The following is a 22,104-nucleotide window of genomic DNA, read 5'->3' as shown; positions in this document are numbered from 1 at the left end:
GTCGAGCAGCCGGATGATCAAGACGAGCGCTTCGTAAAGTTTGTTATTCATGGCCTGCCCAGGGTCGAAGCTTCCGACCTTGAAGGCTTTGATGATTTCGGCCGGAATCTGTACCGGATGATCCATGTATCCCAGTAGCGTCTGCACGCGTTCCTTCTTGGCACGTTCACCGATTCGGTTCGGACTAATCGGAAGTAACTGCCAGCACACCAGTTCCGCCATCAGCAGCCGTGCGTCGTCGGAAACGTCGGCGAGCTGCATTTTGAGCTTGCCCACAAAGTTCCCGGCATCGGTTTCGGGCGCCTCGACGAAGACCCCGAGAAGCTCGTTAACCGGTCCTCTTGCCCACACGATCCTGCCTTCCGAGAATACGGAGCCTCCTTCTTGCAGACCGCGCTGGGCAAACGCCAGAGCTGCATCCCGAATGATCTCCTCATCCCTGTTCCCCGCGACGATCGTGTCCCGAAGCTGCTCCCTCTTCTTTTCGGCGCTGAGTGCGCTCCAGGCGTTGTAGCGGTTTCTGGCTTCGGCCGCCAGCGCCAAGGCGTCAGGGAAATCGAGGAGCGCCCGTCTTCCGTCATCCGTGATCTTCCACAGACCCGTACCGCTCTTTTCTAACCATCCGGCCTTCACGAGGTCCACCGTCGACCAAGCCAAGTTCACTTCCGCCCGAGTCCTACCATCTGATACAGGCAGTGACTCCGGGCCCTCAGGGGGGATACGTTCGAAGACTTGTGGGAAGATTCCATCAGAACCGGTGGTCTTATATAGGCCGTCAGGTTGATCCCCAAGAAGTTCCAGAATCAGGCGCAGGCGCCGCGTGTTGTTTTCCGCTACTGACATGACGAGGATCTCCTATTGCAACTTAGAGGCTAGATGCAGGCTATTCTCGCTCTCCGCGGAGCGCAACGACTCGAGTTGGGCCCGGGCGAGGTACTTTGGCGGGAACATCAGCAGGCCAACCGCGCCGACGTCGTACTTTCCCCTTGCTGCAGCAAGGGGAAGGGCGAAACATCGTTCTGGCCACGAAGTTCGGGGACGAATGCGGCGACCATGGCTCCTGGGCGGCCAGCAACGACAGGCCGGAATACCTACGCTCCGCGTGCCCCCTCAGTCACCTAGCCAGCCACTGATTTTTTGCCCAGCACCACGTTCGCGGGCGGCTCCCCAGCGAGCAGCAACGAGATCTGCTTCTCGATCAGCCGGACCATCCGGGGGAACATCGCCGAGCTTGCCCCGCCAACATGGGGCGTGATCAGCACACCGGGGGCCGTCCATAAAGGATGGTCGGCCGGCAATGGCTCCGGGTCCGTCACATCCAAAGCAGCGCGCAACCGTCCCGAAGACGTCTCCCGAAGCAAGGCGTTAGTGTCCACCACAGGACCCCGCGCCACGTTCACCAACAACGCTCCGTCCGGCATAGCCGCGAGGAACCGGGCATCAACCAGCCCACGGGTTTGCTCGGACAGAGGTACGCTGACCACCACGATCTCGTTCAACGGCAATTGTTCGTACAGTGAATCGATGCCGTAGATCCGGCCATGTTCATCGTCCCGTTCGCGGCTTGCCATCCGCATCACCAGCGTTTCGAACGGCAACAGCCTGGCTCCAATGGCCTTCCCCACTCCCCCGTAGCCGACCAAAAGAACCTTGCGGTCCGCCAAACTCGGGCGCTGACCGTTGGCCCATGTTCCGGACGCCTGGTTATGCACAAAGTCCGGAATCCCGCGCTGGCTGGCGATCATCATCCCCAAGGCGAGTTCCGCCGTCGACGTCTCATGGACTCCCGCCGCGTTCGCGAAAGCGCAACCCGACGGCAAGACGTCGGCGACGCCGTCGTACCCTATCGACTGGCTTTGCACGAGTCGGACCGTCACGCCATCCAGCGCCGTGAGCGCGTCTGGACGCCCCATGTAGGGCGGCACCAGCAGGTCGAAGGCGTCCGCCGGCGCTGGGCCAATCAGGTCCCACACCACGAACTCGACGTCGGCGGAAGGTTCCATGGCGTCCAGGAGTTTCTGATCGGGCAGGCACACCCGCAGTCGGGCCGTCATTGCGCCACCATCAGAATGACGTTCGCAGCACGCAGCGCGCTTTCGCTCATTTCCTTTTCCTGCTTCCCTTGGCGGTCGATTTAGCCGGACGGCACGTCGTGTTCCAACACCAATTTACTTTCCGCTGCGGTCCGGCGGCCCGTTCCCGCCCCCACGTTGTCCCTCTTCCCCCAACCTGCCTATAGTGGCCCTACCCGCACCCCTCTCTGAGCACCGTCCTGCCGTCCAGCACGTTCTGCCACCTACAAGGAGAGAACCCCATGGAAAACCGCACGCTTGGTTCACTGACCGTTTCTGCCCTCGGCCTCGGCTGCATGGGCATGAGTGAGTTCTACGGCGAAGGGGACGACCGCGAATCCCTCGCCACCATCAGCGCCTTCCTCGACGCCGGCGGCAGCCTGTTGGATACCGCCGACATGTACGGGCCGTTCACCAACGAAAAGCTGGTGGGCAAGGCCATCGCCGGCCGTCGTGAGGACGTCGTGCTGGCCACGAAGTTCGGAAACGAACGGCGCGACGACGGCTCCTTTGTGGGTGTCAATGGCAAGCCCGAGTACGTCCGCTCCGCATGCGACGCCAGCCTGCAGCGCCTCGGTGTGGACCACATCGACCTGTACTACCAGCACAGGGTGGACAAGACCGTCCCCATCGAAGACACGGTCGGCGCCATGGCCGAACTGGTCCAGGCTGGAAAAGTCCGGCACTTGGGACTTTCCGAGGCCGCGCCGGACACCATCCGCCGCGCCCACGCAGTGCATCCCATCACCGCTTTGCAGACCGAGTACTCCCTCTGGGAACGGGAACCGGAAACGAAGGTCTTCCCGGTCCTGGAGGAACTAGGCATTGGGTTCGTTCCCTACAGTCCCCTCGGCCGAGGGTTCCTGACCGGGCAAATTCGCTCCGAGGAAGACTTTGCCGAGAATGATTTCCGTCGGCACTCCCCTAGATTCCAAGGCGACAACTTCAAGCGCAACCTGGAACTGGTGGACCGGGTGAAAGAACTCGCCGACCAGAAGCAATGCACCCCGGGGCAGCTGGCCCTCGCCTGGCTGCTGGCACAGGGCGAGCACATCGTCCCGATCCCCGGCACCAAGAAGCGCGAACGCCTGGCAGAGAACCTGGGGGCCACCGCCGTCGTACTCTCCGAAGAGGACCTGAAGCGCCTCGACGAACTGGCCCCGGCAGGGTCCACTGCCGGCGCGCGCTACCCCAACATGGCCAGCATCGACGTCTAGGCATTGGCAAGCGAGGGCGGCCACCCCGAGCGTCTCACTAGAAACAAGACAATCGGCCTGCGTTGGTTACCACGCAGGCCGATTGTTTTGGGGCTAGCTCTTGAAGGAAGAGCTTAGCCGTCATCGCCGGCAGGCGTCGTGGTAGCGGTGTAGCCCTCGAGCTTGAGCGCCGCCTGGGCGTATTCGTTGGTGAAGGTGCCACCGACCGGAATCTTCGCATGATGCAGTCCGGGACGAACTGACCCTCGTCCGTGTTCAGCGCGGAGACGCAGCTGTGGTTCTAGACAAAGCTGTGGGCAGCTTGAACCCAAAGAATAAGCCGATTTGCTGCTATCTGAGGGTTGACTCTCAGATGCTGGAGGTCTAGCCTAAAAAAACCGTTCACCCGGTTTTCATTTGCATCTGTTCGATGGGGAATAGCTATGCGACTAGCAAGGAAATTTGTTCTGGCTCTAGCGGTGGTCCTGGCCTTGTTTGCCATAGCACCGCCATCTCAAGCGTCTACTTCTGTGTCCACTCCGGCACCATCACTGAACCAACCAAGCCCCGCGGGCGACCAAGCGAGTCCGGATGGATTGTGGTGGCCGGAAGTAGATGTGTACGTTGGCTGCGGCGGAAGCTCGTTTTCATACAGTGGCGGAGCCTGGGACCTCCAGGCGGGCGCGTGGTACGAGACGTGGTGGTCAATAAGTTTCCCGGACGGCTCAGGTACGTTCGACCTCCGCCCACGCCAGACGCTCCAAGCGAGCAGGACCGGATTTCTAACGACGTCGACCTTCTACGCCTCAAACCACGGCGCAGGTCGATATGTTGCCACGATGTATCTCAAGAAGGATGGAAATACTGTCGGTCAACACGCAACAGAATGCTACAAGTGAGACACTGGCCCCATGACGAGCTATGAAGTTAGGGCTGGCGACAGCAGCACCATCGGGCCTCTTCAACTGAAGAGCATCTGGCGTGAGCACGAGTTCAGAAACTTCGACCTCATGGTCATACTGCAAGTGTCCGGGTGCGAGCACATAGCCGAGCGAGTGATCAGCGGTGATCCGGTATCATCCGAGGAAAAGTCGGTTCTCGAAATAGCGAATGATTTGGCCAAGCAAAAGGGCTACCTTCCCCTGTTTGACATGACCGATGGCAACGCACGTATCTCCGAGAATGCCGGACCGGAGCTGGCAAAATTCTTCAAATCCAACGAATGGCTAACGAGAAATCGAAGGAGTACGCGGCGGCTCTAACTCCGCGCATCCGCAAGTAAAGAAACAAAAAAAATCGGCCTGCGTGGATTACCACGCAGGCCGATTGTTTAGGAGCTAGAAGAGATTAGCCGTCGTTGCCGGCAGGGGTGGTGGTAGCGGTATAGCCCTCAAGCTTGAGTGCGGCCTGGGCGTACTTCTGGGTGAAAGTGTCGGGGATGTTGACCTTGGAGGTGTCAACGCCGATGGTCTTCTCTTCGTCGAAGATGGTCTTCGGGCCGCCGGCGGGCATGATGCCGTCCGGGAGGAACTGGCCCTTGTCCTGGTTCAGCGCTGCGACGTACTGGTCCTTGGAGATGGTGCTGTTCTGGACGAAGGACTGGGGCAGCTTGTCGGCGATGTCCTGGGCGGAGTGGGTGCTGATCCAGTGCATCGTGTCGACGAGGGCGTTGACAACCTTCTGGGCTGCGTCTTCGTGGGTCTTGACCCAGTCAGACTGGGCGAGGAGGCCGGCCGACGGCAGGGTGCCGCCAAGTGCTGCGGTGGCACCCTCAGTGGTGGCGAGGTCAATCGCGGAAGTGGCGAGGTTCTTGCTCTCGAGGGCCCCGACCGTGGGCTGGGTGGTCATGACGCAGTCAGCGGAGCCGCGCTGGATGGCCGCGATGGCGGTTGATCCGGCGCCGACGGCGATCGTGTGGTAGTCAGTCTTGGCGAGGCCGGCCTTCGCGGCGATGAACTGGGTGAGCTCATCGGTTCCCGAGCCGAGGTCGGTAACGCCGACGGTCTTGCCCTTGAGGTCCGCACCCGTCTTCACGTTTGCCTTGGGGCTGCACATGATGCGTTCGCCCGGTGCGCTCGAGAGCTGTACGAGGTTGATGACGTTCTTGCCCTTGGACTGGAAGTCGACGGTGTGGACGTACCAGGCACCGGCCATGTCCACCTGCCCCGATGCCATCGCGTCTTCGGCGCCAACGCCACCCTGCTGCTCGGTAGAGAGCTCCACCTTCACGCCGTACTTCTGGTAGTAGCCAAGCTGCTCTGCGAGCTGGTACGGCAGGTAGATCTGCTTGTCGATGCCGCCAACCATCATCTTCACGGTGGGCATCGAGGCGGCGTCCGCGGAAGCACCGCCGCTCGCAGTGCTGCTGCTGCTTGCGGAGCTGGTGCCGCAAGCCGCGAGGCTCAGTGCGATCACTCCGGCAGCGCCGACGGCGTAGATCTTGTTCTTCATCATGGTTGTGCTTTTCCTTCTATTGTGAGGATTCGAGCGTTGGGTAAGTGGAGTGCAAAACGGCGAGCGTCAGATCGCCTGGGCTTCGGAACGGTTTGGTGGCCGCCACTTGAGCAGGGTGTGCTCTAGCAGGGCGATGAGGTATTCCGCCCCGAGCGTGATGACTGCGATGATCACCATGCAAGCGAAGACCGTGTTGGGGTCGAAGGTTCCCTGTGCCTGGCTGATGATCAGGCCGATTCCCTGCTGGGCACCGAGCACTTCAGCAACAAGCGCGCCGATGATCGCGAAGCCGAATGCCGTGTGCAAGCTGGCGATGATCCAGGTCATAGCCGAGGGAATGGTCACGTGGATCGCTACCTGGAGCGGCGATGCACCCAGGACTCGGACGTTTCCGACCAGGTTCTGGTCCACTTCACGGACACCCTGGAAGGCGTTGAAGAAGACGACGAAGAAGACCAGGACCGCTGCGAGCAGCACCTTCGGGAAGACGCCGAGGCCGAACGCCACGATGAAGATCGAGCCGAGCACGATTCTGGGGATGGAGTTCACGATCCGGATATACGGGCCGACAACTTCCGACAGGTACTTGTTCGAGCCCAAAAGGATCCCGAGCACGACGCCGACGAGCGTGCCGAGCAAGAAGCCGTAAATCGCTTCCTGCATGGTGACCCAGAGGTTTTCCCAAATGGTGCCGAATGCCGTGCCCTCGGTGAAGAGCTTGACCAGGCTGTTCCAGATTTCGGTCGGCTGGCCGAAGAAGAACTTGTCCACCCAGCCCTCCGTGGTGAACCACTGCCAGCCACCGATCACAACGAACGCGAGAATGGCACGGCCGGCCCAAACCCACGTGGTGCGACGGTTCATGGCACGCCGGGCGGAAACCTTGAGCTCACTCGCTTGTGCTTTCTCTTGCTCTTGCACGGGAGCACCTCTACTGATTGTGGTTGTCATGCTGCTACACCCGCCGATTGCTTGTAAGCGCGAGTGACTTCGTCCTTCAAGGACTCCCAGATCTGGCCCTGCAGCTCCAGGAACCGCTCCTCGTGCCGGATCTTCTGGACATCTCCACGCGGCCGGGGCAGATCGATGTCGAAGACATCCTTGATGGTTCCCGGGCTGCTGGTCATGATGACCACCTTGTCGGCGAGCGCCACGGCCTCGTCGAGGTCGTGCGTGATGAACAGGACAGAGGGGCGCAGTTCTTCCCAGAGCGCCAGCAGCTCATTCTGCATGATGGCCTTGGTCTGCACGTCGAGGGCGCCGAACGGCTCATCCATCAAGAGGATCCGCGGGTTGTTGATCAGCGCCGCCGCCATGGCGACGCGCTTGCGCATGCCGCCGGACAACTGGTGCGGATAACGGTCCTCGAAGCCGGCCAGGCCCACGCGGCGCAGCCAGTCCCTTGCGAGCACGGTGGCTTCCTTCTTCGGCGTCCCGAGCAGGACCGGGCCGATCAAAACGTTTCCGAGAACGGTCTTCCACGGGAAGAGCGCGTCTGCTTGGAACATGTAACTGACGCCATTGGTGATGCCGTCAACCAGCTGGTCGTGGACCCGCACCGAGCCGGCGCTCGGCCGTTCCAGGCCGGAGACCTGGGCCAGGGTGGTCGACTTGCCGCAGCCCGTCGGTCCGACGATCGCGCAGAACTGGCCGGGTTCGACCCTCAACGTCACATCGCGGATGGCAGTGAATGTCTCGTTCTTGGGAGTGAGGTAACGCTTGGTCAACCCGACGATGTCGATGCCCGCGGCGTCCTCAGTCCTCTCGGGGGCCCCGGGCGGCCGGTTGGGGTGGATAGCATTCATAACGCTAAGACCTCTCTGTCTTTGGAGTCCCTTCATTGGGATTTCCTTGAATTCGTGATGTGGATCACGGCAACTGTGTCAAGCTTAGGAAGGGAGCATCCGGGCCAGAAGTCTTCAGTAAGTTGTGCGCCTTAGCCGCAAAAATGCACGTTTTGTGCGTTTTCTGCCGTCGCTTCAACTACCGGAACGCCCGTACCGGCGCGGACATGGAAAGGAGTCCAAACCTTGATTAGGACATTGGTCGTCGACGACGATTTCCGGGTCGCCGGAATCCACGCTGCCCGCGTGGCCAGGGTTGATGGTTTCGAATGTGTCGGTCAGGTGTACAGCGCCGCAGCCGCGCGGGAGGCGATAGCGCGCCTCAACCCGGACTTGCTCTTGCTGGATGTACACCTGCCGGACGAGGACGGGATCTCGATGCTGCGGTCCCTGCAGGCGGCCGGAACCGACGTCGACTGCATCGTCATTACCGCGGCCCAGGACCTGGCCACCGTCAAGTCAGCGATGACCAGCGGCGCGGTCTATTACATCGTCAAGCCGTTCAGCTTTGACCGGCTCCGCACGCAATTGGAGGCGTACCGGAGCTGGCGGCAGGAGCTGGATTCCGCTTCAACTGCCGATCAAGCCACCATTGATAGCCTCTACAACGCGCGCTCCGCCGGGGTCAGGCCCGCGGCTCCGGCGCCGCGTCTGCAGCCCACCATGCAGAAAGCGCTCGACGCCGTCCGCGCCGCCGGGGGTCCCGTCAGCGCCGCTGAAATCGCCGGACAGCTTGGGGTCAGCCGCCCGACGGCGCAGCGTTACCTCAGCGTCCTGGAACAAAAAGGCCTTCTCGTCTTGGACCTCACGTATGGCGGCACCGGCCGGCCGCTCAACTCCTACACGGTGAGTTGAGCGGCCGGCCGGCTACCTCTTGCCTACTCGGCCGCTGACTACTCGGCTGCGGCGGGCTCGGCCTGCTTCACGAGGGCAGCCTCGAGGTTGATCTTCACCTTGTCGCTCACCAGGAAACCGCCGGTCTCGAGCGCTGCGTTCCACGTCAGTCCGAAGTCCTTCCGGCTGATCTCGGTTTCGGCGGAGAACCCGGCGCGGGTCGCGCCGAAAGGATCAACCGCGACGCCGGTGAACTCAACTTCCAGCTCCACCGGCTTGGTGATCCCGCGGATGGTGAGGTCGCCCGTCAGAGTGTAGTCATCGCCGTCGCCCTCTACGCTGGTGGCCCGGAAGGTCATCTCCGGGAACTTCTCGACGTCGAAAAAGTCGGCGCCGCGGACGTGGGCGTCACGGTTGGCATCGCCGGAGTCGAAGCTCGCGGTCTTGACCGTTGCGTGGAGCGAAGCGTCGGCCAACGACTCGCGGACGCGGGCCTCGGCGCTTGCGTCAGTGAAGCGTCCGCGGACTTTGCTGATGCCGGCGTGCCGGACGCTAAAGCCGATCTCGCTGTGAGCCATGTCGAGCAGCCAGATGCCGGAAGTCAAACCTTTGGGAAGAGTCATGGTGGATCTCCTGTTTCGCAAGAATGTCGCTTGGATCGATCCCTTCCACCCTTGTTGAGCCTCGGCATGAAGTCAAGGATTGCGGGACCACCCGGCCTGAGCTTAAGCAGCGGGGGTGGCCAATCCAGCCAGGAAGTCCTCGGTGAACCGCCTCACCCCGTCCCACTCTGTGTAGACGTAGTCGCGCGAGGTATCCAAGTCCACGCTGCCTTTGTCGCGGGTGATCTTCTTCATCACCGCGCGTTTGAGGAACCCGTAGTGGGTATACAGCAGGGCTCCACTGAAGAGTCCCACGTGGGCAGGACGCCATCCCGTCTCGTCCTCGAACCTCTCCACGTAGCCCTCGGCACTCTCCTCATCGCCTTGGGCGGCGAGACTGACCGAGAAGAACGCGGAAGGGAGTCGCTGAAGCGCGGCGGTGTGGTTCCGCACAAAGTCCCGCACGTAGCCCTCGTGCTTGCCCACATGGACGGACGCCCCGACGATGACGGCGTCGTAACCGTCCGGCAGGGTATCCCCGGCATCCTTGATGTCCGCCGTCTGCGCCTCGTGGCCGTGGCCCCGAGCGACGTCGGCAATATATTCAGCGATCTGGGCCGTCTGTCCTTCAACGGTCCCGTAAGCAATGTAGATGTTGGCCATATGCCAGTGTGTCCCCGCTCCGAACGGACGTTATAGGGTCCAAGGTCCTCCGTGAATTCACAAGCCTCCCCTTGACTGGCGGGCACCCTCAGTCGAGAGTGACACTTGTGAGGCGTGATGCCGTTCGGGAGTATCTAGCGAGTGCCCTGTGGGCGATGCCCACCTGCGCCGTCGTCGTCGCAATCATCGCGGGTGCGGGGCTCTCCGCGGTTCAGCTCGACGCCACGTCGCCCCTCGCAGTCCTCCTCTTCCAAGGGACCTCCGACGACGCGCGTAACCTGCTCATCGGGATCGCGAGCACCATGGTGACCGTCATCGCCGTCGTGCTCGGCCTCACCGTCGTGGCACTGCAGCTCGCGTCGACGCAGTTCAGCCCGCGGTTGCTGCGGAACTTCCTGCGCGACATCCCCAACCAGGTAACGCTCAGCGCGTTCGTGGCCACGTTCGCGTACAGCACCGCTGGTCTCTACACGGTGGGCATCGCCGCCGGACAGCGCACCCAGGACTACCCTCGCCTCGCGGTGAGCGGGGCACTCCTGCTGCTGTTCGTGAGCATGGTGATGCTCGTCTTTTTCGCCCACCATCTGTCCCATTCGATCCAGGTGGATCAAGTCATGAAGGGTGTCGAGAAGGCCACGCTCAAGGTGATCGAGCGGTCCTTTGTTCCCGGGGATCCCGGAATCCGCATGCCAAACCCGCCGCCCGGCGCCACGGCCCTGCTGGTACCGCAGTCGGGATATGTCCAGGCCTTCCATGTGAAGGCGTTCGTCGAGGCGCTGGCGAGCCGGGGCCTGACTGGCCGGATGGTGCCCATGATCGGCCGGCACGTCGTCGCGGGTTCCCCGCTCGCGTGGGTGTGGGAGACCAAAGGCGAGGGCGAGCGTCGTCTTGCGCCCGACGGCGGGGCTGAACTGCGCCGTGCGCTCGCCCAGAGCGTACGGATCGGGTACGAACGGACCCTCGAGCAGGACGTCGCCTTCGGGATCCGGCAACTCGCCGACGTCGCGTCCAAAGCGCTCTCGCCCGCGATCAACGATCCCTACACTGCGAACCAAGCGGTGGACCATCTCGGCTCGATCCTCGCGGCCCTCTCCATCCGGCAGCACGGGCCGCAGGCCGTGGCGGACGCGCAAGGCACCGTAAGACTTTACGTACCGGCCCGCGATTTCGCCTATCTCGTGGATCTGGCCCTCGGACAGGTGCGACGCTACGGCGCGAACGAGCCACGCGTCGTCAGGGCCCTGTTGCGCGCGTGCCGTGAGCTCGTGTGGTTCGGCGACGCGGCCCACCACGCCGTCGTGCGTCAGTACGTCGAGACCCTCATGAGCGATGTGACCCGGCTCGTCGCCCAGCCAGCCGATCGCGACCCCCTCCTCGCGGAGGGCGCAGCGCTACTGGAAGCCTTCGACGACGCCGACGGCGCGAGCGGCACCGGCAGCTAGGGTTTGCCTGCCTGCGTCATTCGACTTCTGCTTCCGCGGCAAGATTGCGGATGCCGCGGGGGCGTCCTGCTTTGGTCCAGGCCCGGTAAAGGAGGCCTGCGACGGCGAGGCTGACGAGGGGAAACCCGCGGGAAAGATTGGCAACGAGAGTGAAGGCCACAGCGAGGGCTTGAGCTGCCGACCAGACTTCCCGGCTCACCTCCGAATGCCTCCCGCCCGCTTCTCGGAGCGCTGGCGGGTGACTCTATTGCGGAATCGCTACTGGGGAACGGCGCCGATCTGCTGCATGAGGCTGAGGGTGTCAGTTGATCCCCAGTGCTCAGCAACTTTGCCGTCCTCGACGCGGATGATGTCGGTCCCGCCGAACTCGACGCTATTGCCTGATGCTGGAACGCCGGCCATGTCACCGCGGTGGGTACCCGTCATCACAACGTGGCACGCCTCGAAGGTTCCGTCCGTCAGCCACGGCTCTAATGTCTTGACCTTGATGTCCGGGAACGCTGTCCGGATGGCCGAGACGAAGAACCGAACGCCGTCCTTCCCAGGCGGTTGTCCGGGAAGTGCCTCTTCGTGGTCCACCAGGTTGTCCATCGCGAGCTCATCAATCAGATCCAGGTTTCCACCCTCGATGATTTCCTTGTAAAAACGCCCGATCAGTCCATTGTCATCAGTCATTTCCGACTCCTTTATGAGTGAGACCGTCCCATTTTTCCCCCGTACTTACATCCCGACTCCGGGCGCCATCCCGGGCGCAACGGCGATCGCCACGGCGATCACGGCCAGCGCGACGGCGACCAATCGGTTGGCGATCCGCCTCCACGGGAGCATCTTCTCGAGCGCAATGAACGCCCCCACCACAGCCATCCAACCGACGCTCATCACGCCGAGCGCGAAGAGCGCCAACATGAGCGCCCAGCAGCAGGCGACGCACCACACGCCGTGTTCGAGTCCAAGGCGCAGCGCACCAAAGGTCCCGTAGCGGATTCGGCGCAGGATGAAGTCCATCGGCGTCCGGCATTTCATCAGGGAGACGTTCTTGGCCGGCGTGAGCTGGTACAGGGCCGCCACAAAAATCACTGCGGCTGCAAGGTAGCGACCGCCCGGATCGGAGGAAAACAACCCCGGAACGAGGGACGCGACCATCGCGTACAGCGCATAGGCGGCGAGGCCGAAGATCGTCCACGAGATCAGGTAGCCGGCCACGAATATGGCCGTGGAACCCGCAGGTGCATAGCGCCCGGTCTCGCGGCGGTGCTGGGTGATCCTGGCGTAAGCGACCACCATGGGCGCCACGGACGGAAACATCATCGCCGCAAGCATCACCACCCAGGTGGTGAGGAAGAAACCGAGCGGCCCGGGATCCGTCCAACGCCCCATGTCCATCCCGGACGTTTGTGCGGCAGAAACGATCCAGCTGACTGCCGCGAGGACGAGCAGAACGGCGACCAAGCCGGCCTCGCGTGGATCCATCCTGAACGCTGTGGCGCGCATGGCTCTCATGACATTTCCCAAGACATTGAGGACTCTCCTCGCTAGCACCATCGACTAGCGGAGCTCCCCCAAAGGCAGCGCCGAAATCACTCATTTTGAGACCCACGAACCTCGTAAGGCCGACGATATTCCGGCCTCATGAGGGTGTCAATATGCTCTGCTTGCCGGAGCGCAAGCCTCCCGGCGACGCACTTCAGTTCCCCGTGGCCGGGACTACGTCCCCGTTTCGAGGCGGACCGGGCAACCGGCATGCCGTTGGACGCCTCCGTCGCAGGCAGTCAACGCGCGGCTCCGGGGAGCAGCATCGCAGAGACCACGCCGACAGTGTTTGTCCAACGCACAGCAACCCCAAAGCTACAGCGCCCTCACGAACGATCGAACAAGGAGGTCGTCGGAACTGTAGCTGCCTGCCCACGATGCGAAACTTTCGTTGATCGCCAGCATGTACAGGCTAACGCGGAATGTACCTTCGTAAGTGCCGTTGAGTCCGGACGAAATATGGGGATAGAAGTCCTTATGCTCTTCAAAGCTGGCAAAGATTCCTTCCAGAAGCGCCTTGCGGTCGGGACTTAGGAACCACTCCGACGGCTCATCGGGCTTCGACTCTGCGTATCTTGGGTCCGCTTCCTCCCACGAGTCGAGCCATTCCGCAGGGGCATCGAGTACAGCTTCAACTTCGATGCTCATCCCCCTTACAGTGCCACGAAATGTGTGCCACGAGCCCGGTTCACCAGTTTCAAGGCCCGTGACCCTGATTCTGAATGGCGTTGTGTCCATTTGAGCTTGCTCGTGCAGACCGATACGCGGTTCATCCGGGTGCATTCTCGGCCGTACATAGGCATGTCCGTCGGCCCCCATGAACAGCCGACCGCGCGCTTCGACCAAGCTTCCGTCTTGGACAGGAAGTAATAACTGGCGTCTGCTTGGTGCACTATTTCCAGCCATAGGATGTACTGACCTTTCATCTGACGCGGGGCACAGGTTGCACTGCTGCCGCGAGAGGCGAGGTGCGGCTCCTTAGCGCGAAGAACGTCCCTATAGTTGCGATTGAAATAAGCAGCAACGACTCTCGAAGGAGTATGCCCAGGGGTGCGAGCATGATAGGGCCGTTCTGCAGCATGTGTTCACCCAGATCCGTTCCATGGATCAGCAGAACGAGCGCGGCAGCTGCTACGAAGATCCGCGTGCGCGTCCGTCCCAGGAACCAGAGCACGATAAGGGCCGGGATCAGATAGACCCAGTGATGCACCCAACTTACAGGTGAGACAAGATTGGCAGTCATTCCGACAGTCAGAACCGCCGCCAGCGTCTGTCCCGCGCGGAAGATCTCCGCAGCAGCCAACAAGCCGAGAAGGGCCACAACGATAACGATGACCTGGGAGGGCGAGACCGCCCAATGCCCGATCGCTCCGGCCGCCCCCTGTATGGAGTTGTTGCCCGCGCTGGCGAACTGGGTGCCGAGATCAACCTTCGAGCTGAGCTGCCACACGTTTGAGAACCAATAGGTGACTGACATGGCGGGAAACATGATCCCGCCAATAATGACCGTCCCGACGAAACCGACAGTGGCGGAGACCGCCATATGCCATTGTCTTGTCATCAAGAGATAAGGAATGAAGATGGCCGGGGTCAGCTTGATACCGGCAGCGACCCCGATCAACACCCCTTTCGGAACGAACCGGGACCACCTTCTATTGGTGTGACGACAGAAATCCGCGAGACAGAGTCCAGCGAGGAACAAGTTGATCTGACCCCACACCAAGTGCTGGGCGACGATGGTGGTACAACAGCCCAGCAAAAGAAGCGCGAGCCATATCGTCCGGCGCCTGGGCAAAGACTGCGGCAGGCAAACACCAATGATGAACGCCAAAATTGCTACGCAGCCCGTGGTCCACAGCATGAAGGACACCTGGGAAGGAAACAAACTCGTGACAGATAGGAGCGCAGCTGCAAACGGCGTGTAAACGAAAGGCAGACCCTCGGCCGGCAAAAGTTCCCCAAAAATGTTGCGGGAATAGATGTCTCCCCCGGGCCAAGACGCTACCGAAGCGTACCGATAAACCAAGAAGTCCACCGGAGGGTAGACGCCGAGATTGAGCAGATACAGGCTGGCAAAGATGATCCCCAGCGCCGGGACAATTGTCACTAATGGCCACATCCGAACAACGCCGCTCAAAATTTCGGCTAACGTGAAAGGACGTTTCCGGTAGGACTTAGCCACGTAGTCAAGTGCCCGCCGGACTTTCTCTTCGAACACTTCCCAGCTCCTCACGCAGACACCCCAGCTTTGAAATGTGAGCCTGGCTGCCTTCCAAGTCTGAGGAGAGCGCCCCAGAGCCCTAGCCTGACAATCTATCCAACGCTACGGTCGAAAATCATCACTGGGTGTCCATTGCACTGAAATTGAGTGGGCATCGCACCGAAAATGAGTGGTCAAGCTGGGTCGGAGTAGGTATAGGGGTCTATCGAGCCGCAGCGGGTTTCGGAGCGGCGCGATGGGACCTATCCCACGGCCCCCGGCTTCCGCCAAGCCAGCGCCAGCACAAACACCACCGCGCTCAGGCCCAGCATCACGAGCACCATGAGCCCCCAGTTTGCCTGGTTGACCCCGGGCCCGTACAGCACACCAATGAGCACCGTCGCAGTGATGGCCCCGAGGTATCGGCACGTCTGGAAAATCCCGGCTGCCACTCCCCTGTCCTCAGGCCGCGCGGACACATACAAACCTTGGTTCGACGCCGTGCTGACCACGCCATACGGAATACCCATCAGCGCCGTGAGTATGAGCACCAGCGGGGGCCAGAAGGACAGCGTCAGCACCCCGAGCGCACCGGAAGCCACCGCCAAAAGCACGACGCCAGCGATCATCACGGACCGTACGCCGAACCGCTCAATGAACCGCACCGTCACCGGCGTCACGAAAACCGACATGGCAGCAAGGGGCAGCATCAGCAGGCCGACCACGCCGGCGTCGTACCTTCCGGCCTGCTGCAGCAACTGCGGAAGCCCGAAGAAGGCAAAATAGTAGACCGCACTGAACACCGCGAAACCCAAGTACAACAGCAACAGCGGCCGGTTCCGGCCGAGCAGCCGCAAGTCCAGGAACGGCGGACTGAACCGGAACTCGCGCCATGCGAACAGCCCCGCCAAGACAACAGCGACGGCGACGAACCACCAGCGATAAGCCGGCATGACGTTGAGCAGCGCCATCATCGCGAGCGTCAGGGAGGCGATGAACGCCAGGATGCCCGGAATGTCGGAATCGCGCAGGAGGGCGGAGAGCTTGCCGCTTTCGCGTCCGACGTCGGGCGGCGCCACCCGCCGCACCACGATCAGGGCCAGAAGCGAGATCGGCACGTTGATCGCGAACAGCGCCTGCCAGCCGACAAGGCTCACCAAGAGACCGCCGACGACGGGCCCCACCGCTGCTGCCGAGGTGTTCGCCATCTGGATCCGGCCCAGGGGCCGGGTGGAGCTGATGTTCGCCTGCCGGCTGAGCGTCGAGACCATCACGACGGCGCACGGGTACGCCGTCGCGGTCCCCACCGCCATGAGCGCGCGCGCCACGCAGACCAGTGCGAAGTTCGGCGAGAACGGCGCCAGAAGGCAGGAAATGGCAACCACCGCCATGCCGAAGGTGAACAACCTCCGCGGACCGAAACGGTCCGCGAGCCGGCCCATGAGCGGCTGGCCAGCCGCGGAGGCGAGGTAGAAGGACGTGATCACCCAGGTGACCGTGGCGACGTCGAGCGCAAAGTCCTGGCGCAGAACCACGAGCGCAACCGCGATCATCGATGAGTTAAGCGGATTCAGCGCCGTCCCGAGACTCAATGCAGCGATCGCTAGGCCGGGGCGGGGTTTGTTGCTCACGTCCCTAAGTCTGGTCCATCGTTGCCTCAGGTCACGAAACGACGCGTCACGAACGGCGGCACGCCTCTGGGGCGGTTGTCGGATCCAGGTTTCACAGGAGCACAACAGGTTGCCTCTGTATCGTCCTGCGGATGCGTGCAAAACCGAAACCCACCACGGTCACGGATGATGTGCGGGGCAGTCGACCCACCACGAAACGGGCGAAGGCGGAGACTCTGGCCATCTTCGCCGTTTTCGCCCTCTACGCGGCCTTCCTCCTGAAGCTGCTTCTCTTCTCTCGTTCACCGGGTTCGGAGAGATCGATCAATCTCCTCCCGTTCGCAAGCATCGCGCAATACGCGTTCAGCCACTCTCCCGGGACCGCGAGAGTGGCGTTCGCCAACGTCGCCGGGAACATCCTGATCTTCATCCCGCTCGGAGTCTACGCATCGTGGCTCCGACCTCGGGCGGCCGCATGGCTGACCATGCTCAAGGTCGCCTCGGTCAGCGTCGCCGTGGAGATCATCCAGGGCGTGTTTGCGGTTGGAGCATCGGACATCGACGATGTGATTCTGAACTGCGTCGGAGGACTCATCGGAATTCTCGCATTCCGGCTGCTCTCCGCGATCCTGCGCGGGCGATCCCGGGAACGGACCGCGATGGCCGTGTTTTCGCTGCTTTCGATGCCCGTCTGGGTCTACTTCTTGTTCATCATCCGACTACACATGTGAACACATCCCGTCAGCTCTGCGGTATGGACAGAACCGGCTTGCGCTTGCCGTTGGCGTCTTCAGTCAGCGTCGGGACCGGGGGCGCCGGCGGGGCTACTACCGGCGCGGGTGCTGGCGGTGGCGGCGGCGCGGGTGGAATGCAGGAGTAGTTGTAGTCGAAGTCCGTGGTGAATTGGGTGAGCGCAACCACGCCCCCGGCCGTCAGCGGAGGGGCCGAGCAGAGTTCGGCGGCGGACTCGGGTGACGTTGCTCCGGCAAGCCAGCTCTTAAGCCCGTTCAGATTGCTGTTGGGGCGAAGCTGACCAGCGATGACCCCGAACTGGTACGACGTTGAGTAGATGCCCACCGCAACGCCAATGCTTTGCAGGTAGGCGGCCATGCCTTCAAGATCGGCGGCGTTGGCCACAGTGTCCCAGGACCAGGCATTCCCGGTCTCCACGTCCAGCCACCACATGTGCTTGGCGGGGTCGGGTACACCGAACCGGTTGACGTCGTCGGAGGCCATTCCGTAACCGTAGATGTAGGCACAGGCCGCCGAAGCGGTCCCGTCGCAGTTTCCATACGGGTTAGGACCCGTCAGGGTGACGTCCCTGTTGGATGCCGGCCACCACCCGCCAGATCCTGCGGGATTGGCGGTGTTGACGTACAGAGCGGCCGCCGCTTGGCTCGTCCCGCCCGCCGAACCGCTGGCCCAGCCCAGCTGTTCGGCGAAACAGGGATTCACGGTGCCCGGCCGGCCGCCGTTCACTCCGACGATCGCGAACGCCTGGCCGGAAGGCAGTCCGCCCCCGCATTGGGGCCAGGAAATGTCGTTGCCCAACGCGGCGGCCGGGTTCGGAGACGCCATCGGTGCGGCATTCGCGGCGGAGGATGGGATGGCTATCCAAGCAAACAAGAGGCAAGCGACGGCCATGAGTTTTGCAGTTTTCATGATGTGCGTCCTTGGCATGGTTCAGGGCCCTGCCGGGGCTGGTACTGCCGCACATTGCGTTCCAAAAAGCAATGGCAGTGAGCCATCTTCGGCTCACTACGGATCCTACGGACCGGCTTCCAGACAGCCTTGAGTGATCCCTACTCGACTTAGTTAATGGATTTGCGAGTGTGGCCGGGATTGCACCCGGAGAATGGGGCTCAGCCCTCTGAACCGCGTCAGGAAGCAATCAGTCCGTCAGCGACTACCGCGAGCATCGATGCTGCTGCATCGGCCGGAAGTTCGCTGTTGTCCACTACCGCGGCCACGCCACCGACGAGCCGGCTGATCTGCATCGCGTCGACTCCGGGGCGCAAGGCCGAGTCCAACGCCTCGATCACGCGCTGATTGGCCCCCAGGTAGGTCTGGCACTTTGCCGCGAATGGCGAACCGGGGTCGCCCAACGCGGCAGTAATCCGCGCGGCGGCACCCTTGTGCTCTGTCAGCATCGACGCATAGTCGGTCAGCCAATTCAGCAACCGCTCCCGCGCAGGGGCGTCGAGCGTCAGGGCCCGTTCGACGGCGGTGTTGACCTTCTCTGCCCACGCTTCCAGGACCGCGTCGTACAACGACTCTTTGGTAGGGAAGTGCCGGTAGAGCGTACCGGGTCCCACCTCGGCCGTTTTGGCAACTTCATCCATCGAAACGGCTTCGTAGCCTTTGACCCGGAAGAGCGCACGTGCAACCTCCACGATCCGGTCGCGGTTGCGTTGGGCGTCAGCGCGCACAGAAACACCTTTCGATACACCATTGCAAATCGGAGAGTGTCTCCGTATAGTTCTAAGCGGAGCATCTCTCCTCTTAGTGTACGTCAGCCCCCTCGGCTAGAACAGGACACCTCCCATGACACCCACAATCGCCACACGCGCCCCAGCCGGGATCGTTACATCCGGCCGTCGCGCCGGCAGCATTGGCCTCTGGCTGGTCATGCTGGCCCAACTCATGCTTGTCCTCGACGCGACTGTCGTGAACGTCGCGCTCCCCCACATCGCCACCGACCTCCACTTCGACCGGGCCGAGCTCAGCTGGGTCCTGAACGGCTACGCCGTCGCTTTCGGCGGCCTCCTGCTGCTCGGCGGACGGATCGGAGACGTCGTCGGCCGCCGTCGCACCTTCCTGGTGGGCGTCGCGGCCTTCACGCTCTTCTCACTACTCGGCGGCCTGGCCACCTCGCCGCTCCTTCTCGTCATCGCACGCGCGCTTCAGGGCCTCGGCGCCGCATTCGCCGCTCCGAGCGTGCTCGCACTCATCACCACAAGCGCAAAGGACGACGGCGCGCGGAACCGGGCGCTCGCCCTGTTCTCCGCCATTGCCTCCATGGGTGGCGCGCTCGGGCTCATCCTCGGCGGTCTTCTCACCGACACCACCAGCTGGCGGTGGACCCTCTTCATCAACGTGCCGATCGGCGTCGTGGTCCTCATTGCGGTACCGCGCCTCGTCGCGGAAACCCCCCGGCGCCCCGGGCGCTTCGACATCCTCGGAGCGGTCACCGCGACGGGCGGCGCCGTCGCCATCGTGTGGGGCCTCATCCAAGCGGGCGACGTCGGCTGGTCGAGTCCGCGGACGATCGGCGGCCTGGTTGTCGGGGCCGCGCTGATCGCCATTCTTGCCGTCACCGAACGGAGGGTGGCCCACCCGCTGCTCCGACCGCAACTGCTGCGCAGTCCCAGCCGAGTGGCCGCGCTGGCAGCGATGGCGGCCACCTACGGCGGGATGCTGGCGATGTTCTTCCTCATGGTCCAGTACCTCGAAGACGATCTGCACCTCACGCCGATGGTGACGGGGCTGGCGTTCCTGCCGATGCCGCTGAGCATCTTCGCGATGTCGCGGATCGTCCCGCGGCTCCTCGAGCGCTTCGGAGCCGTCAGTCTGGTCATCTTCGGCACGGCCCTTCGCGTCGTCGCTTTCTTGCCGCTCACGCAACTCAACGCTGACACCCCGTTCGCCATTGTTTTGCTCGCGCTTCTGGGCACCGGAATCTCCGCCGGAATGACGTTCATGCCGCTCACGACGCTCGCGCTGCGAAACGTCGAACCCGAGCACGCAGGTTCCGCATCGGGACTCTTCCAGACAATGCAGCAGTTGGGCGGCGCCGTCGGGCTGGCCATCGTCGCTTCGATCTACGCGGCATTCGCTGTCCCCGGCGATTTCCTGACCGGCGGGCGGGCCGGGTTCTGGTCGGCAACCGTCCTTTCCGCACTCGCGCTGGCAGCCGTCCTGGGGTTGGTCTTCAAACCCCGGAACGCCGCATGAGGAGTGCTCTCACAGGCCGCCTAAGCCCCTGGCATAGGCGGCCTGTCCCGCGTGCTGAAGGCAATCGGCAATCGTGCTGACCAACCGCACGCCGAGAGTGACAGGCGGGTCCCAACGGGTGTCGACGACGCGATCAAGGTCCTCATCGCCAAGGGTTTTCACGAACGCCACCGTCTGCCGATGGACGGCGTCGTAGTATTCGAGCAACAGCGCCGGCGGCGCCTGAACTGCGTCGACTTTATCGCTCGAGTGGCCGTAGCCGGTGTCGCGTTCGGGCAGTGGCAGCTTGAAGCGGGCGGCAAACTCCTGCGAGGTCCACGCCTGTTCGACGCCGGCGGCCGACGCGACTTGGACGTCCTCCACCCGGCTGAGGTGCCAAATCAACCAGGCTATAGAGTTCCCGGTGCCGCCGGGCCGCCGGGCCAGGGACTCGCCGTCGACCCCTTCAAGCGTGGCGGCCACTATGTCACGGATCCGGGCAAAAGCATCCAGCAGCAGTTCGTTGGATTTCATCGCGTCCTTTCACTGTGTTCTTCGCCGGGATCCCACGAAGTCCAAGGCCTCGCGTGCCAGGGCCAGCCAGGACTCCTCATCGTCGGAAGTGACGGTGAGCCATTCCCTCATCGCACGGCCCTTTCCGGCGTCAAACGGTGCGCCAGCTCCGGTTCCGATCAACGTCTCGACCCGCTGGTGCGGCAGCTTCACAACGAGCCTGCCTCCGGAGAGCATCGCAAAAATCGAGCCGTGGACCTTGAGAGCATTCGAACCGAATCCGCGTTGCCCCGGTTCTCCCGGCACGCCGACGTCCGGACTGGCCCTGAATTCATCAACCAGCACGTTGAATCGCTCCTCAGGCAGCATGGGAACATCTTCCCGCCCAAGACCTCGTGGAACAACCAGTTCCGATCCGCCGGTTGTTCGGGATCAGGCATTCGGCGGATCAAGCATCGGTGGATCTGCAGGCATAAACTACAAGCAGAACCTCTTCCGACTGCGGGGAGCTCACATGGACACTGAATTCGCCGATGTCATCGGTCATGATGTCACCACGATCACTTGTCTCTGCGGAAACACCGTCAGCAAAGAGGGATTGATTCAGGCCAACTCACAGGGCGTTCCTGTTTACGCCGGAAATGACTCGCCTATCCCCGCCGGACTTGCCGCGTGGCCCGACGACGAGGACCTCTACACCCTGTGTCCGGCATGCGGCCGCGTCTATCACGACACCATCATTCAAGCGACAGGGACCGCGCCCGTTTCGTTCCAAGTCGATGTCACGGCAGGGCCGGTCGCCGAGGCGATCCGGGTTCATTGGGACCTCAACAGCTAGTACTTGGGACGTGTTTTCCTTGTTTTCGCTTTTCTCGTCGGCGGGTGGCAGCGTGGGGGCTTAATTGTCAGTGCCTCGTGACAGGGTTTAGTCATGGAAGGCACCGGTCACCTCACCGCACCTCGGGCGGCCGCGCCCGACGGCGGGATCCCGTCGCTGGGGCGCGTTGCCCGCCGCCTGAAGCCTGTCGCCGCCCGCCATGCCCGGCTCCAATACGCAGCTCAGTTCGCAGCCCAGCTTCAAAGCCCTGGCCGGTTTCAACACGCTGCGCAGCACCAGAACCTGGCCCGGTTCCAAAGCCCTGCGCAGCACCAAAACCCGGTCCGGCTACAAGACCCTGCGCAGTTCGAAAGCCCTGCGCAGTTCGAAAGCC

24 protein-coding genes are annotated in these 22,104 nt (G+C 62.6%); 7 read left to right on the top strand and 17 right to left on the bottom strand.

The genetic code is table 11. The features are described 5' to 3' along the window. On the bottom strand, positions 1-843 hold an 843-nt coding region (locus tag KNN17_RS20850), incomplete at its 3' end, for a winged helix-turn-helix domain-containing protein (RefSeq protein ID WP_241710758.1). 275 nt (positions 844-1,118) lie between these two features. Then, on the bottom strand, positions 1,119-2,054 hold the full coding sequence (locus KNN17_RS20845; protein WP_241710757.1) for a 2-hydroxyacid dehydrogenase: 936 nt from the start codon (positions 2,052-2,054) through the stop codon (positions 1,119-1,121). Positions 2,055-2,314: 260 nt separating this feature from the next. Here KNN17_RS20845 and KNN17_RS20840 point away from each other — a divergent pair, with 260 nt between their 5' ends. Together KNN17_RS20840 and KNN17_RS20835 are read left to right on the top strand one after the other, a co-directional pair. Continuing rightward, positions 2,315-3,289 carry an aldo/keto reductase gene (locus KNN17_RS20840; protein ID WP_241710756.1) on the top strand — a complete coding sequence of 325 codons (975 nt, stop codon included), beginning with the start codon at positions 2,315-2,317 and terminating at the stop codon, positions 3,287-3,289. An 890-nt stretch (positions 3,290-4,179) separates the two neighbouring features. Beyond that, on the top strand, positions 4,180-4,530 hold the full coding sequence (locus KNN17_RS20835) for a hypothetical protein (RefSeq protein ID WP_241710755.1): 351 nt from the start codon (positions 4,180-4,182) through the stop codon (positions 4,528-4,530). A gap of 85 nt (positions 4,531-4,615) precedes the next feature. Here KNN17_RS20835 and KNN17_RS20830 read toward each other — a convergent pair whose 3' ends face one another. The 3 genes from KNN17_RS20830 to KNN17_RS20820 all read right to left on the bottom strand — a co-directional run bounded on the left by KNN17_RS20830 (position 4,616) and on the right by KNN17_RS20820 (position 7,527). Next, positions 4,616-5,722: an ABC transporter substrate-binding protein gene (locus KNN17_RS20830; protein ID WP_241710754.1), complete on the bottom strand. Its 1,107-nt coding sequence runs from the start codon at positions 5,720-5,722 to the stop codon at positions 4,616-4,618. Between the two features lie 66 nt (positions 5,723-5,788). Continuing rightward, positions 5,789-6,643 (bottom strand): ABC transporter permease, encoded by an 855-nt coding sequence (locus KNN17_RS20825; protein ID WP_216353788.1) that lies wholly within the window; start codon positions 6,641-6,643, stop codon positions 5,789-5,791. A gap of 26 nt (positions 6,644-6,669) precedes the next feature. After that, positions 6,670-7,527, bottom strand: coding sequence for an ABC transporter ATP-binding protein (locus KNN17_RS20820; RefSeq protein ID WP_241710753.1), 858 nt, complete (start codon positions 7,525-7,527; stop codon positions 6,670-6,672). Positions 7,528-7,752: 225 nt separating this feature from the next. Between KNN17_RS20820 and KNN17_RS20815 the strand changes: the two genes are divergently transcribed. Further along, positions 7,753-8,421, top strand: coding sequence for a response regulator (locus KNN17_RS20815; protein WP_241710752.1), 669 nt, complete (start codon positions 7,753-7,755; stop codon positions 8,419-8,421). Positions 8,422-8,459: 38 nt separating this feature from the next. Here KNN17_RS20815 and KNN17_RS20810 read toward each other — a convergent pair whose 3' ends face one another. Together KNN17_RS20810 and KNN17_RS20805 are read right to left on the bottom strand one after the other, a co-directional pair. After that, on the bottom strand, positions 8,460-9,023 hold the full coding sequence (locus KNN17_RS20810) for a YceI family protein (RefSeq protein ID WP_078106102.1): 564 nt from the start codon (positions 9,021-9,023) through the stop codon (positions 8,460-8,462). Positions 9,024-9,125: 102 nt separating this feature from the next. Next, the gene (locus KNN17_RS20805; protein WP_241710751.1) at positions 9,126-9,665 is read right to left on the bottom strand and encodes a flavodoxin domain-containing protein; all 540 of its coding nucleotides are present in this window, start codon (positions 9,663-9,665) and stop codon (positions 9,126-9,128) included. A 107-nt stretch (positions 9,666-9,772) separates the two neighbouring features. Here KNN17_RS20805 and KNN17_RS20800 point away from each other — a divergent pair, with 107 nt between their 5' ends. Then, a complete protein-coding gene (locus KNN17_RS20800) occupies positions 9,773-11,107 on the top strand; it encodes a DUF2254 domain-containing protein (RefSeq protein WP_241710750.1) in 1,335 nt (444 codons plus the stop codon). Between the two features lie 16 nt (positions 11,108-11,123). Here the strand turns inward: KNN17_RS20800 and KNN17_RS20795 are convergent, their stop codons facing one another. The 6 genes from KNN17_RS20795 to KNN17_RS20770 all read right to left on the bottom strand — a co-directional run bounded on the left by KNN17_RS20795 (position 11,124) and on the right by KNN17_RS20770 (position 16,468). Beyond that, positions 11,124-11,306, bottom strand: a complete 183-nt coding sequence (locus tag KNN17_RS20795) for a hypothetical protein (protein ID WP_241710749.1) — start codon at positions 11,304-11,306, stop codon at positions 11,124-11,126. 59 nt (positions 11,307-11,365) lie between these two features. Further along, complete coding sequence (locus KNN17_RS20790; protein ID WP_078106109.1) at positions 11,366-11,782, bottom strand: ester cyclase; 417 nt, start codon at positions 11,780-11,782, stop codon at positions 11,366-11,368. Positions 11,783-11,827: 45 nt separating this feature from the next. After that, entirely contained in the window at positions 11,828-12,607 is a 780-nt protein-coding gene (locus KNN17_RS20785; protein ID WP_241710748.1) for a DUF2182 domain-containing protein, read from the bottom strand. Positions 12,608-12,952: 345 nt separating this feature from the next. Further along, positions 12,953-13,285: a hypothetical protein gene (locus KNN17_RS20780; protein ID WP_241710747.1), complete on the bottom strand. Its 333-nt coding sequence runs from the start codon at positions 13,283-13,285 to the stop codon at positions 12,953-12,955. A 274-nt stretch (positions 13,286-13,559) separates the two neighbouring features. Next, positions 13,560-14,855, bottom strand: a complete 1,296-nt coding sequence (locus KNN17_RS20775) for a glycosyltransferase 87 family protein (protein ID WP_241710746.1) — start codon at positions 14,853-14,855, stop codon at positions 13,560-13,562. A 245-nt stretch (positions 14,856-15,100) separates the two neighbouring features. Then, the gene (locus KNN17_RS20770) at positions 15,101-16,468 is read right to left on the bottom strand and encodes an MFS transporter (protein WP_241710745.1); all 1,368 of its coding nucleotides are present in this window, start codon (positions 16,466-16,468) and stop codon (positions 15,101-15,103) included. Positions 16,469-16,599: 131 nt separating this feature from the next. Between KNN17_RS20770 and KNN17_RS20765 the strand changes: the two genes are divergently transcribed. Beyond that, positions 16,600-17,178 (top strand): VanZ family protein, encoded by a 579-nt coding sequence (locus tag KNN17_RS20765; protein ID WP_241710744.1) that lies wholly within the window; start codon positions 16,600-16,602, stop codon positions 17,176-17,178. Positions 17,179-17,188: 10 nt separating this feature from the next. Here KNN17_RS20765 and KNN17_RS20760 read toward each other — a convergent pair whose 3' ends face one another. Continuing rightward, complete coding sequence (locus KNN17_RS20760; RefSeq protein ID WP_241710743.1) at positions 17,189-18,109, bottom strand: hypothetical protein; 921 nt, start codon at positions 18,107-18,109, stop codon at positions 17,189-17,191. Positions 18,110-18,327: 218 nt separating this feature from the next. Next, positions 18,328-18,876 carry a TetR/AcrR family transcriptional regulator gene (locus KNN17_RS20755; RefSeq protein WP_241710742.1) on the bottom strand — a complete coding sequence of 183 codons (549 nt, stop codon included), beginning with the start codon at positions 18,874-18,876 and terminating at the stop codon, positions 18,328-18,330. 115 nt (positions 18,877-18,991) lie between these two features. Between KNN17_RS20755 and KNN17_RS20750 the strand changes: the two genes are divergently transcribed. Next, the gene (locus KNN17_RS20750) at positions 18,992-20,401 is read left to right on the top strand and encodes an MFS transporter (protein WP_078106117.1); all 1,410 of its coding nucleotides are present in this window, start codon (positions 18,992-18,994) and stop codon (positions 20,399-20,401) included. A gap of 9 nt (positions 20,402-20,410) precedes the next feature. Here KNN17_RS20750 and KNN17_RS20745 read toward each other — a convergent pair whose 3' ends face one another. Continuing rightward, positions 20,411-20,914 carry a mycothiol transferase gene (locus KNN17_RS20745; RefSeq protein ID WP_241710741.1) on the bottom strand — a complete coding sequence of 168 codons (504 nt, stop codon included), beginning with the start codon at positions 20,912-20,914 and terminating at the stop codon, positions 20,411-20,413. Positions 20,915-20,923: 9 nt separating this feature from the next. Continuing rightward, positions 20,924-21,262 (bottom strand): TfoX/Sxy family protein, encoded by a 339-nt coding sequence (locus KNN17_RS20740; RefSeq protein ID WP_241710740.1) that lies wholly within the window; start codon positions 21,260-21,262, stop codon positions 20,924-20,926. Between the two features lie 145 nt (positions 21,263-21,407). Between KNN17_RS20740 and KNN17_RS20735 the strand changes: the two genes are divergently transcribed. Next, complete coding sequence (locus tag KNN17_RS20735; protein ID WP_241710739.1) at positions 21,408-21,731, top strand: hypothetical protein; 324 nt, start codon at positions 21,408-21,410, stop codon at positions 21,729-21,731. Positions 21,732-22,104 lie beyond the last annotated feature (373 nt).

This window comes from Arthrobacter bambusae (assembly GCF_022606295.1).
In the GTDB taxonomy this organism is placed as follows: domain Bacteria; phylum Actinomycetota; class Actinomycetes; order Actinomycetales; family Micrococcaceae; genus Arthrobacter; species Arthrobacter bambusae_A.
Note: the sequence above shows the minus strand (reverse complement) of the source record. Positions and strands in the feature narration are given on the sequence as shown.